The organism is Paracoccus lutimaris (assembly GCF_003337565.1).
Lineage (GTDB): Bacteria > Pseudomonadota > Alphaproteobacteria > Rhodobacterales > Rhodobacteraceae > Paracoccus > Paracoccus lutimaris.
In genome coordinates, this window is record NZ_QPJL01000006.1 from 102,076 (window position 1) to 118,708 (window position 16,633).

Genomic DNA, 16,633 nt, shown 5'->3' on the forward strand with positions numbered 1-16,633 from the left:
ATGCGCAGTCCCCGTCATCGTCACTCGGCCGCCTTGACCCGCGCGGGGGCGTCGTTTTCGGCGTCCGCCTCGCGCAGGATTTCCCGCAGGATCGAGGTCAGCCGCCGCACGTTCGGCTCAAGCACCATCGAATCGTGGTCGCCCGGCACCTCGATCACCTGCAATTTCGGCATCCACGGCGTCCAGCCATTGTCGGCAACGACATAATCGCGGCCGGAATTGATCCAGCGCCCGCCCGTCGCCTTCCAGCGCTTGTCCAAGGGCGGGCGGAACATCGCCACCGGCCCGTCCCAGACCGACAGTTCCAGACTGGGCAGCGCGGCATAGAAAGCCGCCTCGATTGCCAGATCGTGGAAGGCGCCGGTCGCCTCGGCGGCAACCTCGGCCTCGACGGCCTTGGCTTTGCTGCGGCGCTGGAACTCATAGCCGACGCGGTCGCGCAACCATTTCCAGGCAAAGCCCGGCCCGCCCTCGCGCAATTCGCCAAGCCGGATCATCAGCCGGTCCTGACGGCTGACCGGCTCGCGCAGCGGCAAGGGCGTGTCGAGCATGACCAGCATCGCCACCTCTTGCCCTTCGGCGCGCAATTGCCGCGCCATCTCATAGGCGGTCAACCCACCCCCCGAGAAACCGCCCAGCAGGTAGGGCCCCTCGGGCTGCACCTCGCGCAGCTCCTCGATATAGTCGCGGGCGGCATCAGTGAAGGTTTCATGCGGGACGTCATCGCCCAGCAATCCGCGCGCCTGAATGCCATAGAAGCGGCGGTCGCCGCCCAGCCGCTGCGCCAGCTGGCGCAGGTTCATCACGTTGCCGAACATGCCCGCGACCATGAAGAAGGGCGTGCCGTCGCCGCGCCCGCCCATATCGACGATAAAGCGACGCTTGGGACGATCAGTGCCCGGCAGGGTGCGGATATTCTCGGCGGCGGCGATTTCGCGCGGGCCGGTGCGTTCCTCGATCAGGGCGGCCAGCTCGGCGATGGTCGGCGCCTCGAACAGGGTCGAGATCGGCAGGTCGGCGCCGAATTTCTTGCGCACCTGCCCGAACATGCGCACCGCGATCAGCGAATGCCCACCCAGATCAAAAAAGCTGTCCGCCGCGCCGACCTGCGCAATGCCCAGCAGCTCCGACCAGATCGCGGCAAGTTCGGCCTGCGTGCCCGGCGCCGGCTCGACGAAATCGCTGTCCAGATCGGGCCGCTCGAAGCCGCCTTCGGCAGGGGCGGCATCCTCGACGGCACCGGCCTCGGCAATCAGCGATTTCAGATCCAGCGACGAGACATAGACCTGCGCCAACCCGGTCGAGATGGCCCGCGACATCATCGCCGGACCGATGGCGGCGGGGATGCCCTGGCTGATATTGTGATGCAGGCGACGCTCGGCCGGGGACAGGCTGCGAGGGGGTTGCACCCGGCCCTGCGGCTTGGCCGAGATCGCGGCCTGCAGCTTGCGCAGCGCAAATCCGCGGATTTCAGCGCAGACCGTGCCATCGGGCGCGGCCAGCGTGATGTCGAACTGCGCCATGCCCTGCGCATCGCTGTTGTCGCCGGCATTGCGGATGCGGCTGACGATCTGCGCCGGCAGCGGACGGTAGATCCGGATCGAGCGGTAGCCCATCGGCACCCACAGATTGTCCGGGGTCCAGCCCCGGATCAGCGCCATGGCCCAGCCGGTCGCAATGTCCAGAAGCGCGGGGTGCGTCAGCCAACCCTGATCCAGATCGGGGCCGAATTCGGGGGGCAACGACAGTTCCGCCACGCCCTCATCCCCGGCGATGCGGAAGCGCCGCAGCACCTTCCAGCGCGGGCCGAAATCCATCTGGCGTTCCTGCGCCGAGGCCAGCGCCGCGCCCTGCCCGTCCTGATCCCAGCCACCCGACAGCCTGAGGGGCGCGGGCGCGGGTTCCTGCAAGGGCGCGACCAGCGCCGAGACATTGCCCTCGCCCTGCGGGTCGTCAAGGATCTGGACGCGCATCGCGTCCCCCTCGGGACCGATGCGGGTGGTGACCAGCGCGGTGTCATTGATCAGAAGCGGGCGCTGGAATTCCAGCTCGCGGATGACAAAGGGCAGGCTCAGGCCCGATTCCATCGCCGCCTCGGCGATCAGTTCGATCCAGCCGGTGCCCGGCATCAGCGCCTGACCGGCGGCGGTGCGGTGGCCGCCGATGATCCAGTCGGCGGTGCTGAGCGCGCTGCGGAATTCGCGCCCGCCCGGCATGGGCAGGCTTTCGTTCAGCAAAGGCCGCCCCTCGGGCGTGGCGATGGCCGAGGCGGTGTCCAGCCCCATGGCCCGCGCGGCCATGCCGGCATCGGCCCAGACGCCCCAGTTCACCGCGACCACCCGGCCAAGCGCGGCGGGCGCACTGCGCGCCACCGCGTTCAGATATTCGTTGGCCGCGACATAATCGGCCTGCCCCGCCGGCGCGATCACCGATGAGGTCGAGGCAAACAGCACCGTCAGCCCGGCGGGATTGGGTGCCAGCGCCTCGATCAGGGCGCGCGTGCCCAGCAGTTTCGGCGCCAGCACGTCCCAGGCGTCGTCATCGGTCTTGGCCGCGATCAGGCTGTCGCGGATGACGCCCGCCGCATGCAGGACCACGTCGATGCCGCCAAAGCGGGCGCGCACATCCGCGACGGCGCGGGCCATGTCCTCGGGGCTTGTCACGTCGGCGCGCAGGGGCAGCACCTCGGCCCCCAGCGATTCAAGCTGCCGGATCGAGGCCAGAATGCCGGGCGCATCCACCCGCCCGCGCGTGGTCAGCGCCAGTTTCGCGCCGCCGCGCTGCGCCAGTTCGCGCGCGATGGCCTGACCGATGCCGCCAAAGCCGCCGGTGATCAGGCAGACCGCGCCCTGCGGGATCGCGGCCATGCCGTCATCCGCCAGTGCCACCCGCTCAAGCCCCTGTTCAAAGCGGCGGCCGTCGCGCCATGCGGCAATGGCCGCACCCGAGGGCGCCAGCGCCTCCTCCAGCAGGTTCGCGGCCAGCGCGTCCAGATTTTTGGCGCGCCCCTCGGGCACGCGGATATCGACCAGCCGGGCGGTGACATTGGGCATTTCATGCGGCATGACGCGGATCGGACCGGCGGCGGTGGCCTTTTCCGGCACCGGCGCGGGTTCATCGGCGATGCGCAGCGCGTCATTGCAGACCGCGATCACCTCAAGCGCCGCGTCGGGGATTTCGGCGCCGATGGCCTGCGCCAGATGCAACAGGCCAAAGAAACCGCGTTCAAGCTGGCTGTTCAAAAGACTGGAGCCGGCGCGGAACTGCGCGCCCTGCGTGACCGACCACAGATGCAGGATGCGGCGCGGCACCATGTTCTGCCCGGCCAGTGCCGCCAGCAGGATTTCATACCCCTCGCGGTCGGATTCCAGCGGCAGGGTGAACTGGCCCTGCCCCTTGTCGGCGAAAGTGTCGCCCGGCGTGACCAAGGCCACGCTTTGGCCAAGACCCCGCAGCCTGTCGGCCAGACGCGCGCCCAGCCCCAGATCGTCGGCAAAGATCAACCAGTTCTGCGCCGCACCCGTGACCGGGCCGTTCGGGCCGATCTCGATCGCGGGCGAGGCCAGACGCCATGCTGGACGCCAGCCCCATTCTGCGGGCTCTTCGATCCGGGCCAGTTCATCCGCCGCCTCGGTCGCAATGCTGGCCGAGCGTTCGATGAAGTAGCGTTTGCGCTGAAAGGCATAGCCGGGCAGCGACAGGCGCCGGCGTGTCACGCCGCCCCAGATCTGATCCCAGTCGATCTGCCCGCCACAGGCCCAGAAACGGCCAAGCGCGGCCATGAAATAGGTGTCATCCCCGGTCGCATGGTCGCGATGGCGCAGGGTCGAGACAACCTGATGCGCCGCGACACCCGGATTGGCCTTGGCCATGGCCTGCATGGCGCGGCCCGGCCCGACCTCAAGAAAGACCCGCCCCGGTTGCTGCGCCAGCCATGCGATGCCATCGGCAAAGCGCACGGTGCCGCGCAGATGGGCGGTCCAATAGTCCGGGCTGGTCGCCTGATCCGCCGTCATCGGCTGGCCGGTCCGGTTCGAGATGATCGGGATCTGCGGCGCATGCAGCGCGATGCTGGCCAGATAGGCGCGGAACTCGGCCATGATCCCATCCAGCAGCCGCGAATGCGCGGCGATGGAGATGGCGATGCGCTGGCATTCGATCTCGCGCGCCTTCATGCGGGCGGCGAACTGGTCCAGAACCGCATCAGGGCCAGAGACCACCGACATCGAAGGCCCGTTGACGGCGGCCAGATCCAGCCCCAGCTCGGTCAGTTCGATTTCAAATTCATGCGGCTCCAGCGGCACGCTGAGCATGCCGCCCGCAGGCACGCGGTCCATCAAGAGCCCGCGCAGCCGCACAAGGCCGATGCAATCCTCAAAGGACATGACCCCGGCGATGCAGGCGGCGGTGTTTTCGCCCATCGAATGCCCGATCAGCGCGGCGGGCCGCACGCCCCAACTGATCCAAAGCTGCGCCAGCGCATATTCGGTGATCATCAGCAGCGGCAATTGCAACGAGGGCTGCAACAGGCGCTTGTCGGCCTCGGCCTCAGTGCCCGGCTCGGGCAGCCACAGCGCGCGCAACTCGGTGCCATGCGCCTGCGCCATGTGATCCAGGCCCCGATCCATCCATTCGCGGAAGACCGGCTCGGTCTGGTAAAGCCCGCGCGCCATACCGGCATATTGCGCGCCGCCGCCGGGCAGCATGAAGACCGCATCCGCCGGATCGCCCACCGGCTGGTGGTCAAAGACCAGCAGCGGATCGGGATGCGACAGCAATTCGGCCGCCTGCGCGGCATCGCCCGCGACCAGCACCCGGCGCCGGTCGAACTGCCGCCGCCCCTGCGTCAGCGTGAAACTGAGATCGGCCATATCCACATCGGGATGCGCGCGCAGCCATTCGGCCAGCGCCGCGCTATTGGCGTCCAGCGCCGCCTTGCTGCGCCCGGACACGGTCAGGATATGGAACGGCCAGTCGGAATCCTCGGCCCCCGGCAGCGCCAGCGGCTGCTGCAGGATAACATGCGCATTAGTGCCGCCCACGCCCAGCGAGTTCACGCCTGCCAGACGCGGCCCCGGCACGGGCCAACCGCCCAGCCGGTCATTGACCTGAAACGGCCCGCCCTCGAAATCGATGGCCGGGTTCGGTTTTTCATAGCCAAGGCTGGGCGGGATCTGGCCGTGATGCACAGCCAGCGCCGATTTGATCAGCCCGGCGCTGCCCGCCGCCGTATCCAGATGGCCGATATTGGTCTTGACCGAGCCGATGCGGCAAGGCCCCTGACGCGTGCCTTCGGACAGGCGCGCATAGGCCTGGTTCAGCGCCGCGACCTCGATCGGATCGCCCAGCGCCGTGCCGGTGCCGTGGCATTCGACATAGCCCATATCGTCGGGGCTGACGCCGGCCATGACCAGCGCCTCGGCCACGGCCTGGGCCTGCCCCTCGACGCTGGGGGCCAGATAGCCGGCCTTGGCGGCGCCGTCATTGTTGATGGCCGAGCCCTTGATCACCGCCCAGATATGGTCGCCATCCGCAATCGCGTCCTTCAATCGCCGCAGCGCCACCACCGCCGCGCCGCTGCCAAAGACCGTGCCCTGCGCGCGATGGTCGAAGGCATGGCAATGCCCGTCCGGCGACAGGATCTCGTTTTCCTTGTAAAGATAGCCGACGCCATGCGGCATCTCGATGGTCACGCCACCGGCCAGCGCCATGTCGCATTCGCGCGATTGCAGCGACTGGCAGGCCATGTGGATCGCCACCAGCGAGGTCGAACAGGCCGTCTGCACATTGACGCTGGGGCCTTTCAGATCAAAGACATGGCTGACGCGGGTGGACAGGAAATCCTTGTCATTGCCGGTATGGCGCAGCAGGAAATGCCCGACGCCATCGACCAGATCGCGGTTCGAGCAGACATTCCAATAGAAATAGCTGCCCATGCCGCAACCGGCCCAGACGCCGATATTGCCGTCAAAGCGTTCCGGCGGATGGGCGGCATCCTCCAGCGCGTGCCAGCAGGTTTCCATGAACTTGCGGTGCTGGGGGTCCATGATCGCCGCCTCTTTCGGCGACAGGCCAAAGAACTCGGCATCGAATTCATCGAATTGCTGCAAGATCGCGGCCGAGGGAACGTAATTCGGATCGGCAAGCCGCGCCCGCGACTCGCCCCGCGCGATCAGATCGGCTTGCGGAACCGGCTGGATCGATTCGACACCGCGACACAGATTGTCCCAATATTGCGCCACGCCGGCAGCACCCGGCAGCTGAGCCGCCATGCCCACGATGGCGATATCGGTATCTTCAACGTCGTTCAGGTCGAAGGCCATGACGATCCCTCTTCAACTGGAATAATACCCGGGGGGGTTCAATAATTTAACAACATGCAGGCACATTCGGCATAGCGAATCCGGCCTGTCGGACCAACCTATAAAACCGTTTGAATGCCTGCCTTTTTCGGCAGAACTTCGGCGGTTTCGGGTCTGTCGCCGGTATCCGGGACGTTATTTCGCAACCTGTTGGCATTCCCCAGCAGCGATCCGGCCATCAGCCAGGTCAGCGGTGTCACCGTCGCATTGGGGATCAGATCCAGCAGATTCATCGCCAGCATCAGCGCCATCGTCCCCAGCGCGACCAGTGCGGGGCTTTGTGCGGCGGCATCACGCCCCTTTGGCATGACACGCCACAGCGCAAAGATCGGCGTCAGCAGCAGCAGGAAATACCCCAGATAGCCCACGATCCCGCGCGCGCCGACCCAGATCACCCATTGCCCGTCCGGCACCGCGGACATTCGGCCATCATAAGGATCATAAAACAGCGAGCGCCCCCAATTGCCCCAGCCAAAGACCGGCCGCTCCAGCGCGCGTTCGACCAGAAGCTCTTCGTTCATCAGCCGGAATTCCAGCGACCGCCCCCGCTCGGGCGAGATCGACATGGCCAGATCGACGATCCCCTGCAGGGGCATCCAGCTGGTGGTGCGCAGCGTCGGATAGGAAAAGGCGAAGGTCGCGACCAGAACCGCCGCCAGCACCATCTGGCGCGGCCGCGCGAGCAGCACCAGCGGCGCAGCCATCATCGCTTGCAACAGCGCCCCGGCCGATTTGCACAGCACCACGATCACGCCAAGATAGACCGCGATCAGGATATTGCGGCGGGTGCGGTCATTGCGCGCGATGGCGATAGCCGCAAGAAAAGCCATCATCGCTATCAGCGCCACCCAAAGCGGATGCTGCAAGAAAACGATGGGACGATAGCCGCCATAGCGAATGGTCTGGATGAAGTCGTGCTGGAAATAGCCGTAGACCCAGACGTTGATTTGCGGGCTCATCCGCAGCTCGATCAGCATCGGGACGGTATAGCACAGCACCCCCAGCACCAGGGCCCGCATCCAGACCCGCGCCCCCTCGACATTCCACAACAGCTTGTATCCCAGAAGAAAGGGCAGGATCTGCATGCCTTGCAGCATGACGTTGGAAAACCCTTCGGCAAAGTTCATGCCCGGGCGATAGTTGACGCCGTCGATCAGCGGATCGGGATTGGTCAGCGCCGTCGCCATCGGCGAGATGAAATTGACCGCCAGCAGGAACGAGACAAATGCCCCCATCGGCGGCGGGGTCGCCGCGTCACGGTCGCGGATCACGAAATAGACCATCACGGCCGCCGCCAATGCCGGCACCATCGCCTTGTTCAGGCCGGGAAAGACCGGCAGATCGATCTCGACCACGGGCGGCAACAGCAGATAACCCGCCAGGATCGACCAGATCAGCGCCCGTTGCGGATCGAGCCGCGAAAACAGCACGGCGACCACCACCGGCCAGGACAACAAAACCAACAGCGCGAATATCGGCAATGCCGTGACTCCTGTCTCGCGGCGCATCCGCCTGCCAACCGACCCGGAAGGGGCGGTTGCAATCCCCGGGCCATCAACCCATCCTGCCACAAACCCGGCCGGACCGAGGCGTATCATGCATTTCAGCTTTCCGGACGGCAATGCTGTCCGCATCAATTGTCACGATTCCGCAGCACTGCTGGCCGAGGTCCGGCAGCGCCTGCGGGATGGGCGCGGCTTTGCCATCGCCACGATCAATGTCGATCACCTGCAACGGCTGGCCGAAGAAGCCGAGTTCCGCCGCGCCTATGCCGCGCATGACCTGGTCTGTGCCGACGGCAATCCGATCGTCTGGCTTTCGCGGATCGCCGGACGGCCGGTGGCGCTGGCGCCGGGCTCGGATCTGGTCCTGCCCTTGGCCGCCGAGGCGGCGGCACAGGAGCTGCCGGTGGCTCTGATCGGCAGCAGCGAGGCCTCGCTGGCGCTGGCCGCCGACAGCATGCGCGCCCGCGTGCCGGGCCTGACGGTCGCGCTGACCCATGCGCCGGGCTTTCCCTTTGATCCGGTCGGTGACGAGGCGGCGCAGATCATCAGCCGCATCCGCGAAAGCGGGGCGCGGCTGTGCTTTCTGGCGCTGGGTGCCCCCCGGCAAGAGCGTTTCGCCATCCATGCCCGCGATGCGCTGGGCAATGTCGGGTTTACCTCGATCGGGGCGGGGCTCGACTTCCTGTCCGGGCATCAGCGCCGCGCGCCGCAGCTTGTGCGGCAGATCAAGATGGAATGGGCCTGGCGGATGCTGTCGAATCCGCGCCGCCTGTTCATGCGCTACGCCAAGGGGTTCACCATTCTGCCCGGCCATATCCGCAAGGCGATGGCGATTCGCGCCGGCGACCGCCCCCGGCGCGGCTGATCGCCCGGCCATTCATCCCGCGACCGCTCACGCGGGACCGGGTCGTTACAGAACGGCGCCCGCAACCAGAAGTTGCGGGCGCCGTATTGGTTTTCCGGCCGTATCACCACGCCGTCGGATCAGCCCAGAAAGACGTCCATGAAGCTGCCGGCAAAGCTGGCATCATCCGCGGCCGCGTTGGCGGCAAAGGTCTCCGACGAGTAGATGCCCAGCAGCACACGACCCGAGTCGGTCGCCGCATCCGCATCGGCCGAAACCGCCGCCGAAGCGTCGCTTGCCGCCACGGCGGTCGCGGTGCTGGAGGTGCTTTCCGAGCTGTCCGCCGCGCGAACGGCCTGCCCGGTCGATTGCGCGCCCGAGGCGGGAATGCCCATCCCGATCAGCGTCGCCTCGGTCAGGCTGGACGGGCTGACACCCTCCAGAATAAGACGCTCGCCATTCGGGAAGATCAGCATGGCATTGCTGCCCTGCGAGCTGACCACGACGTCGTTCACGTCAACGCTGTTGCCGTATTGGTCATGCAGGTTCGCGACGTTCAGCCGGTCGGCCGGACGTCCGCTGTCATTGCCGACCTGGAAGGCACGCACGCGGTCGGTGCCGAAATTGTCCTCGAGCACCAGAACGTCGCGATAGTCGTCCGGCAGCACCCCGGAACCATCGGCGTGATAGGCCTCTTCGAACATCGAGATGATGTCGTCGCCCTGACCGCCATTGATGGTGTCCGCGTGGTTGCCGCCTTCCAGCGTATCGCGGCCATTGCTGCCGGTCAGAAGGTCGTCGCCCCAGCGGGTGTTGAAGTTGATGCCGCCGCCGTTCACGGCAACATCGGCATTGGCGGCGCTGACCGTGTCCTTGCCCTCATGGGTCCAGAACTGTTCGAACTCGCTGAAGACAACGCTGCCGTTGTCGCGCGCAAAGGTCGCGTAACCCGAGCTGGCGGTGTAGAAATTCACCACGGTGCCGATGCTGTTGTCGCCGTCGCCCTTGCCCCAGAGATTTATCAGATCCGAACCGTCGCCACCGATCAGCGTGTCATGGCCGATATCGTAGATCGGCGCGGTGCCGCCATTGTTGCCCCAGCGCACATTGTCGTCACCGGCGCCGGCATGGCCGTAATCACTGCCTGCCGAGGACATCAGCAGGTCGTTCCCGGCACCGCCATAGACGTGATCGTCCCCTTCGCCGCCATCGAGAACGTCGACCGTTCTGGTGCCGATGACGGTGTCATTGCCGCCGCCGCCCAGCGCGGTCAGTCCATGCGTCGGAACATGGTGCGCGGTGCCTGCGTGGCGCCCGGGCAGGACCGTGGCCCCCGAACCGTTGATGTAATCATCGCCCGAGCCGGACTCGAGCCGCTCGATCCCCGAGAAACTCACCTTGTTGCCATAGGCATCAATGGCCGCGCCCGATTCCGTGTCGGTGAAAAAGACGCGGAAGCCGCCAGCACCCGATGCCGCGCCCAGGATCAGCTTGTCGCCGCCCGAGAGATCGCCATAGATGTTGCTGTCGTAATTGTCGCCCCAGTCGCTGCCGCTGTAGATATCCAGCGTCGGGCGGCCCGCGTTGCGATCTTCGTCCCAGATGAAGGTATCGGCACCAGGACCTCCGACCGCCACATCGGCACCACGGTGCCCGTCGATCCAGTCATCCCCGGAATATCCCGCAAGCGTGTCACGACTGGTTGTTCCCTGCAGGTTGTTGGCGCCTGCGGTTCCAGAAAATAAGGCCATTACAGTCCCTCGAATTGCTATCTGACTAGCCTCCGGGGCGCACTGCATGACAGCCCGTCCGAATCTAGTCGACTCATCGGCCGGGATTAAAGGAAAATGGTTAACGCACTGTTACCTGTCCTTTCGGGCAGAGAACAGCCGGCTATTTATCTGGATTTCAGCTTGTGGTTGTTAAATCAGCAGACGAGATCCTTTCTGTTTCGGGCGTGACGCTGGGCAAGTTGCCGTCCACGCGCAGCGGGAATCAGGGGCCGGGCAGCCTCGGCGGGGGCGTCGCGCAGTTGCGGAAAAATCGTCAGGATTTCTTCCCGCGCGGCCGCACCAACCGCCTTCAGAGCCTGTGCCCCGGTGTAAAGCGACTCGGTTTCCGCACCGTTCGAGCGCACGATCTCATGCTGGTCGAACAGGATGTGGAAATACTCGACTTCCGGGCTGTCGACCTGATCGAACCCGTCAATTGCCAGCAATTGCTTTGCTGCGACCAGAACCTCGGGACAGCCGAACATGCGCTGCGCGATGGTCGAGCGCACCAGAATCCGGTGCTGGGGCGAAACCAGAAGATCAAGCCGCGGCAGGCCGGGACCCAGCGCGCCGGCGCGGATGCGGATCGGCCGCAACCGGGGCGCCGCGGCCAGATCGACCGCATCCAGAAGGCGGCTGCCGATCCAGCGGACGGGGCTCAATCCGTGGTCGCGAGTGACCACGAGGTCATCGACCTTAAGTTGTTCAACCGGGATCTCACCGCGATTTGTCGCGATCAGCGTGCCCCGGCAGAAGCAGGGGATCCCCATTTCATACAAAGTGCCGCGATCCAGATCGGCGGGGTCGACCCCCCAGAGGATCAGCGTCTCGCCATTCGGGAAGGTCAGCTGGGCATGCGGATTGCCATTCTGATCGGTGAATGTGCCGACGGTCACGTCACTCAGACGGATCGGGTTGCCGTCGGCATCATGCAAACCGCTGACATCCAGCCGATCCGTCGGGAAGATATTGCCCCATTCGTCGGTATATGGCGTGATGTTGAAGGCGCGCACGGTGTCCTGGCCGAAGCCGTCCCGCAGCACCAGAAGATCGGATTCCGTATCCGGCCAGGCGTGACCCGACGAATACAGATCCCCGGTCATCGAAATCGCATCATTGCCGGCGCCGGCATCGATCGTGTCGGCCCCGAAGCCGCCCTCGAGCTGGTCGTTGCCGATGCTGCCAAGGATCGAGTCATCGCCCCAGTTCGCATAAAGGCGGAAACCGCTTGCCCCCGCGCCCCGGCCGTCGATCGTGTCATCGCCGCCGCCGGTCAGAAGATTCTGGAACTGATGAAACTCCAGATGGCCGCTGGCGGTGCCGCCAAGCGCGTCGACGGTGCCGCTGTCCGCGCCGGTCAGCACCATGTTCACGCCATGCCCGGCGGAATCATTCTGCCACGCGTTCAACGTGTTGAAGCCGCTGCCGCCATAATAGACATCATTGCCGATGGCGCCGTCATAGCCGCCGTCGCCCCAGCGGATCCCGTCATTGCCACCTTCGCCATAGACGGTGTCATTGCCGGACCCGGCTTCGATCACGTCATTGCCGTCACCGGCATGGATCACGTCATTGCCGTCACCGGAATGAAGATAATCGGTCGCAGCGCTGCCGGTGATCGAGTCTGCGCCGCCGCCGGTATGGAGGCGGATGCCCTCGCCGTCGACCGGCACCGCACCCGAAGCATCGATCGAATCGGCGCCATCGCCGGTCCGCAACCGCTCGACCCCGTCAAAGGACAGGGTATTGCCATAGGCATCCGTGGCCGAGCCGCTGTTCGATGCGCTCAGGACGACATTGAACCCGTCCGTCGCCGATCCGCCCAGACCCAGACCAAGCGTGTCGCCGCCGCTTTGCGAATAGGCGCTGGAATTGAAACCCTCGTCACCCGCGCCGCCATGATAGACATCATGCACGCCGGTGGCGGTCGAGTCGGCATCCCACAGCAGGACATCGGCACCCGCGCCGCCTTCGACCGTATCGGCGCCGGCGCCTCCGTTCAGCACATCATTGCCGGCGTCACCTGTAATTAGGTCCGGATCGCTCGTGCCGTTCAGCGTATCGTTGCCTACGCCCCCGGGTATCGTCGCCATGATCACCCCTGTTTAACAAACACCTTTGCGCGACGACTCGCGCGGAACTCCGCACATGGCCACAAACCGAATCGGCGGGTTGTCGCCGATTTAAGCGAATGTATGGGTTAGGGGTCAGATGTTCTTTTGGACAGGTCAATGCGCCAAAGGGCGGCCGGGTTGCGTTATTCGGGCAACACCAGCCAGCTTGCACGCGCCGCCGCCAGATGGACGCGGGCGCCGGGACGCGGCAATTCCTCGCCCGGGGCGTTGAAACGATCAAGCACCACCTCGGCCCCGTCCACGCGCGCGCGCAGCCGCTGGACCGAGCCAAGAAACTCGACGCCGGTGATCTCGGCCGGGATGCCCTCGGGGGCGATTTGCAGGCTTTCGGGACGCGCGGCCAGCACCACCTTGCCGGGCGGCAAGGGACGCTCCAGCAGGATGCCCGCACCCGCGACCCGGACATGGCCCGAGGCGGCATCGACCACCTCGGCCTCGAAGCGGTTCAGCGTGCCGACGAAACCGGCGACGAAATGCGTGGCCGGGCTGTTATAGATGTCCGAGGGCGTGCCGGTCTGGTCGGCGATGCCCTTGTGCATGACCACGATGCGGTCGGAAATCGACAGCGCCTCCTCTTGGTCATGGGTCACGAAGATGGTCGTGATGCCCAGTTGCTGCTGGATCTCGCGGATCTGGTTGCGCAGGCTGACGCGGATCTTGGCGTCCAGCGCCGAAAGCGGCTCATCAAGCAAGAGGACGCGCGGACGCGGCGCCAGCGCGCGGGCCAGCGCCACGCGCTGCTGCTGGCCACCCGACAGCTGCCACGGATAGCGCCCGCCCAGATCAGGCAAGCCGATCAGGTCCAGCATCTCGGCCACGCGGGGGCCACGCTCGGCCCGGGGGACGCCCGCGACCTTCAGGCCAAAGCCGACATTCTCGGCCACGGTCAGGTTCGGAAACAGCGCATAGGACTGAAACACCATGCCGATCTGGCGCTGGTTCGGGCGCAGGCGGGTCACGTCCTGCCCGTCGATGACGATCTGCCCCTCGCTGGGGGTCTCAAAGCCCGCGACCATGCGCAGGACCGTGGTCTTGCCGCAGCCCGACGGCCCCAGGAACGAGACGAACTCACCCTTGTCGACCGACAGGTTGAAGTCATGGACGACCTTGGTCGTGCCAAAGGATTTCTGCAGGTGGTCAAGGACAAGGAAACTCATTTCGCGGTCTTTCTGACGCCCAGCAGGCGTGAAATCAGTTGCATCAGGCCCATGCAGCCCCAGGTGGCGGCAAAGGCGATGACGGCCAGCGCGGCGGGTTCATAGGCCCGGTTCGCGCCCAGAAGCTGCATATAGGGGCCAAAGGCCGGGCGGTTCAGCAGCGCCGCCATGGTGAATTCGCCGATGACGATGGCGAATGACAGGAACGCCCCCGACATCACCGCCCCCAGCACATTGGGCAGGATCAGCCGGCCGATGATGCGCACCCAGCCGGCGCCCAGGGACTGCGCCGCCTCGGTCAGCGAACGCACGTCCAGCGTCGAAAGCCCGGTATCGACGGCGCGATACATATAGGGCAGCGCCAGCGTGGCATAACCGCAAAGCAGCAGCAGATTGGTGCCGCCCGCCGTCCCGGTCAGCGGCAAGACCGACGAGGTATTATATAGCCGGATATAGCCGAAGACGACGACGATGGCCGGAATGACCAGGGGCAGCAGGGTGATGAATTCGATCACCGGACGCAGCCGCGGCAAGCGCAGCCGCACCCAATAGGCGGTCGGCACCACGATCAGCACGCCCAGCACGATGGTCAGCAGCGCCATCACGATGGAATAGCCGAAGGTGTCGCGGAAATTCGGGTCCGCCAGCACCGAGCGATAGGCGTCCAGCGAATATTCCCCCCGCCGCATCCGCAACGAGAACTCGACCGTGCCGATCAGCGGCAGCAGGAAATACAGGCTGCCGGCGATGATCGCCGCCCATGACCACAGGCGTTTCATCGCATCCACCGTTCGGCCCGGGTGCGCATGATGACATAGGCAAGGTTCGCAAGCCCCGTCACCACGATCATGCCGAATGCCATCGCATAGCCCAGATGCGGGTCCTGCAAGACATCACCCCGGATCTGCGCGAACAGCATGATCGGCACGATCGACAGCGACGAGCCGGTCAGCGCATAGGCCGTCGCCACCGCGCCAAAGCTGTTGGCGAACAAAAGCGCGAAAGTGCCCAGCAGCGACGGAAACAGGATCGGCAGCGCCACCATGCGCCAATATTGGCCGGTGCTCGCGCCCAGCACCTCGGCCGCCTCGCGCCATTCGCGCTTCAGCCCTTCAAGCGCAGGGGTAATGATCAGGATCATCAGCGGGATCTGGAAGAACAGATAGGTCAGCGTCAGGCCCCAGAAGGACAGCAGGTTGAAGCCCATGGCATAGATGTTGATGCCGAACCATTGTTTCAGCAGCATCGTGACCAGCCCGACCCGGCCCAGCGTGGCGATAAAGGCGAAGGCCAGCGGCACGCCGGCAAAGTTCGAGGCGACGCCCGAAAACGTCATCAAGGGCGCCTTGATCCAGCCCGGCACGCCGCCCATGACCACCGCCGCCGCCATGGCAAAGCCGATCAGGCAGCCCAGCACCGCCGAGGCCAGCGAAATCTTGATCGAGATGACAAAGCTGTCCACGATCCGGGGCGAGGCCAGCCCGGCAAGGTTTTGCAGGGTGAACTGTCCCTCGGGGTTCTGGAAGGCGCCAATGACGATATTCATCGTCGGCAGCATCAGAAACAGCAGCGCAAAGGCGAAAAAGGGCACGACGCCCAGCCAGTTCCAACCGATCTGTCTCATGACTGCCCTGTTCACCTGGGGGCGGCCCCGCCGCAGCGGGACCGCCCTTGTCCTGATAGGTCCGTTATTCCTTGACCGCCGCGCCGACGACGCTGTCCCAGCCCTCGGTCACGACCTTCTTGTTCGCCTCCTGCTGTTCCAGCGAGGGGAAGATCGCCTTTTCATAGGCCTCGGCCGGGGGCAGCGCGTCCAGCATTTCCTGCGGAACCTTGCCGTTCTTGACCAGATCGTTGAAGCGGATCGGGTGGCAATAGCCTTTCAGCCAGCCCAACTGCCCCTCGTCCGAATACAGGTATTCCATCCACAGTTTCGCGGCATTCGGATGCGGCGCATAGGCCGAGATCGCCTGCACATAGACGCCCGCCACGACACCATCCGAGGGGATGATCACCTCGACCGGCGGGTTGCCGTTCAGCCCGTCGCGCCACGACAGCAGGTTATAGTCCCATGCCGTGACGATGGGCGTCGCGCCCTGCGCGATGGTCGCCGACTTGCCGATGACCGGGACGAAGTTTCCGGCCTTGTTCACCTCGGCCATCAGCTCCATGCCCTTTTGCCCCGAGGCCTCGCCCGGCTCGCCGCCATTGGCGATGCCCGCCGCCATGACCGAAATGATCGCCTGCGCCGAGGCGCGCGGATCACCCGCCAGCGCGAAAGCATTAGCGAATTCGGGCTTGCTCAGATCCTTCCAGGTCTGCGGGCCCTCTTCGATCAGGTCGGTGTTCACGCCAAAGGCCATCACGCCGTAATAGTCTCCATACCAGTGGCCGTCCGCATCCTTGGCATCGTCCGGGATCGTATCCCAGGTCGCGACCTTATAGGGCTGGGTCAGCCCCTCGGTCTTGGCTTGCGGGCCAAAGGACAGGCCGACATCGATCACGTCGGGCGCCTGCGGGCCCTTGTTGTCCTTGTTGGCGCGGATCGCCTCAAGCTCATCGGCCGAGCCGGCATCGGGGTTCAGCTCATTGACCTGAATTTCGGGGTATTTCTTCTTGAAGCCCTCGATCACGGCGCCATAGCCGCACCAGTCATGCGGCAGGGCGATGGTGCTCAGCATCCCCTCGGCCTTGGCAGCCTCTTCCAGCGCCGCCAGATCCTGCGCCTGCGCCACACCCGAACCGGCCAGCGCCATCAAAGCGGCAAGCCCCGCCGCAGTCGATTGAATCTTCATGTGGTCAACTCCCCGTTTCCTTATGCGCCGCGTTGCGGCAGGCTGCCTGTTAGCGGCGCCGGA

At 65.4% G+C, this 16,633-nt stretch carries 9 protein-coding genes; 1 reads left to right on the forward strand and 8 read right to left on the reverse strand.

Annotated elements, in window-relative coordinates; translation table 11 throughout:
• Positions 1-20 precede the first annotated feature (20 nt).
• Together DFP89_RS07620 and DFP89_RS07625 are read right to left on the reverse strand one after the other, a co-directional pair.
• Positions 21-6,323 (reverse strand): type I polyketide synthase, encoded by a 6,303-nt coding sequence (locus DFP89_RS07620; protein WP_114348831.1) that lies wholly within the window; start codon positions 6,321-6,323, stop codon positions 21-23.
• Positions 6,324-6,421: 98 nt separating this feature from the next.
• A complete protein-coding gene (locus DFP89_RS07625; protein ID WP_114348832.1) occupies positions 6,422-7,843 on the reverse strand; it encodes a hypothetical protein in 1,422 nt (473 codons plus the stop codon).
• Between the two features lie 115 nt (positions 7,844-7,958).
• Here DFP89_RS07625 and DFP89_RS07630 point away from each other — a divergent pair, with 115 nt between their 5' ends.
• A complete protein-coding gene (locus DFP89_RS07630) occupies positions 7,959-8,732 on the forward strand; it encodes a WecB/TagA/CpsF family glycosyltransferase (protein ID WP_114348833.1) in 774 nt (257 codons plus the stop codon).
• 119 nt (positions 8,733-8,851) lie between these two features.
• Here the strand turns inward: DFP89_RS07630 and DFP89_RS07635 are convergent, their stop codons facing one another.
• The 6 genes from DFP89_RS07635 to DFP89_RS07660 form a co-directional block, all read right to left on the reverse strand.
• Positions 8,852-10,462 (reverse strand): calcium-binding protein, encoded by a 1,611-nt coding sequence (locus DFP89_RS07635; protein WP_114348834.1) that lies wholly within the window; start codon positions 10,460-10,462, stop codon positions 8,852-8,854.
• Between the two features lie 176 nt (positions 10,463-10,638).
• Positions 10,639-12,576, reverse strand: coding sequence for a Hint domain-containing protein (locus tag DFP89_RS07640; protein ID WP_114348835.1), 1,938 nt, complete (start codon positions 12,574-12,576; stop codon positions 10,639-10,641).
• Positions 12,577-12,740: 164 nt separating this feature from the next.
• Positions 12,741-13,775, reverse strand: coding sequence for an ABC transporter ATP-binding protein (locus DFP89_RS07645; RefSeq protein WP_114348836.1), 1,035 nt, complete (start codon positions 13,773-13,775; stop codon positions 12,741-12,743).
• The gene (locus tag DFP89_RS07650; protein ID WP_114348837.1) at positions 13,772-14,554 is read right to left on the reverse strand and encodes an ABC transporter permease; all 783 of its coding nucleotides are present in this window, start codon (positions 14,552-14,554) and stop codon (positions 13,772-13,774) included. The genes DFP89_RS07645 and DFP89_RS07650 overlap by 4 nt, the downstream gene beginning before the upstream one ends.
• A complete protein-coding gene (locus DFP89_RS07655) occupies positions 14,551-15,399 on the reverse strand; it encodes an ABC transporter permease (protein WP_114348838.1) in 849 nt (282 codons plus the stop codon). Before DFP89_RS07655 ends, DFP89_RS07650 begins: the two co-directional genes overlap by 4 nt.
• Positions 15,400-15,463: 64 nt before the next feature.
• Complete coding sequence (locus tag DFP89_RS07660) at positions 15,464-16,570, reverse strand: ABC transporter substrate-binding protein (RefSeq protein ID WP_114348839.1); 1,107 nt, start codon at positions 16,568-16,570, stop codon at positions 15,464-15,466.
• Between the last annotated feature and the right edge of the window lie 63 nt (positions 16,571-16,633).

Excerpts from the sequence above, each read along its gene's own strand:
- DFP89_RS07620 (WP_114348831.1), bottom strand. The coding sequence starts at position 6,323 with ATGGCCTTCGACCTGAACGACGTTGAAGATACCGATATCGCCATCGTG.
- DFP89_RS07630 (WP_114348833.1), top strand. The coding sequence starts at position 7,959 with ATGCATTTCAGCTTTCCGGACGGCAATGCTGTCCGCATCAATTGTCAC.
- DFP89_RS07635 (WP_114348834.1), bottom strand. The coding sequence starts at position 10,462 with ATGGCCTTATTTTCTGGAACCGCAGGCGCCAACAACCTGCAGGGAACA.
- DFP89_RS07640 (WP_114348835.1), bottom strand. The coding sequence starts at position 12,576 with ATGGCGACGATACCCGGGGGCGTAGGCAACGATACGCTGAACGGCACG.
- DFP89_RS07645 (WP_114348836.1), bottom strand. The coding sequence starts at position 13,775 with ATGAGTTTCCTTGTCCTTGACCACCTGCAGAAATCCTTTGGCACGACC.
- DFP89_RS07650 (WP_114348837.1), bottom strand. The coding sequence starts at position 14,554 with ATGAAACGCCTGTGGTCATGGGCGGCGATCATCGCCGGCAGCCTGTAT.
- DFP89_RS07655 (WP_114348838.1), bottom strand. The coding sequence starts at position 15,399 with ATGAGACAGATCGGTTGGAACTGGCTGGGCGTCGTGCCCTTTTTCGCC.
- DFP89_RS07660 (WP_114348839.1), bottom strand. The coding sequence starts at position 16,570 with ATGAAGATTCAATCGACTGCGGCGGGGCTTGCCGCTTTGATGGCGCTG.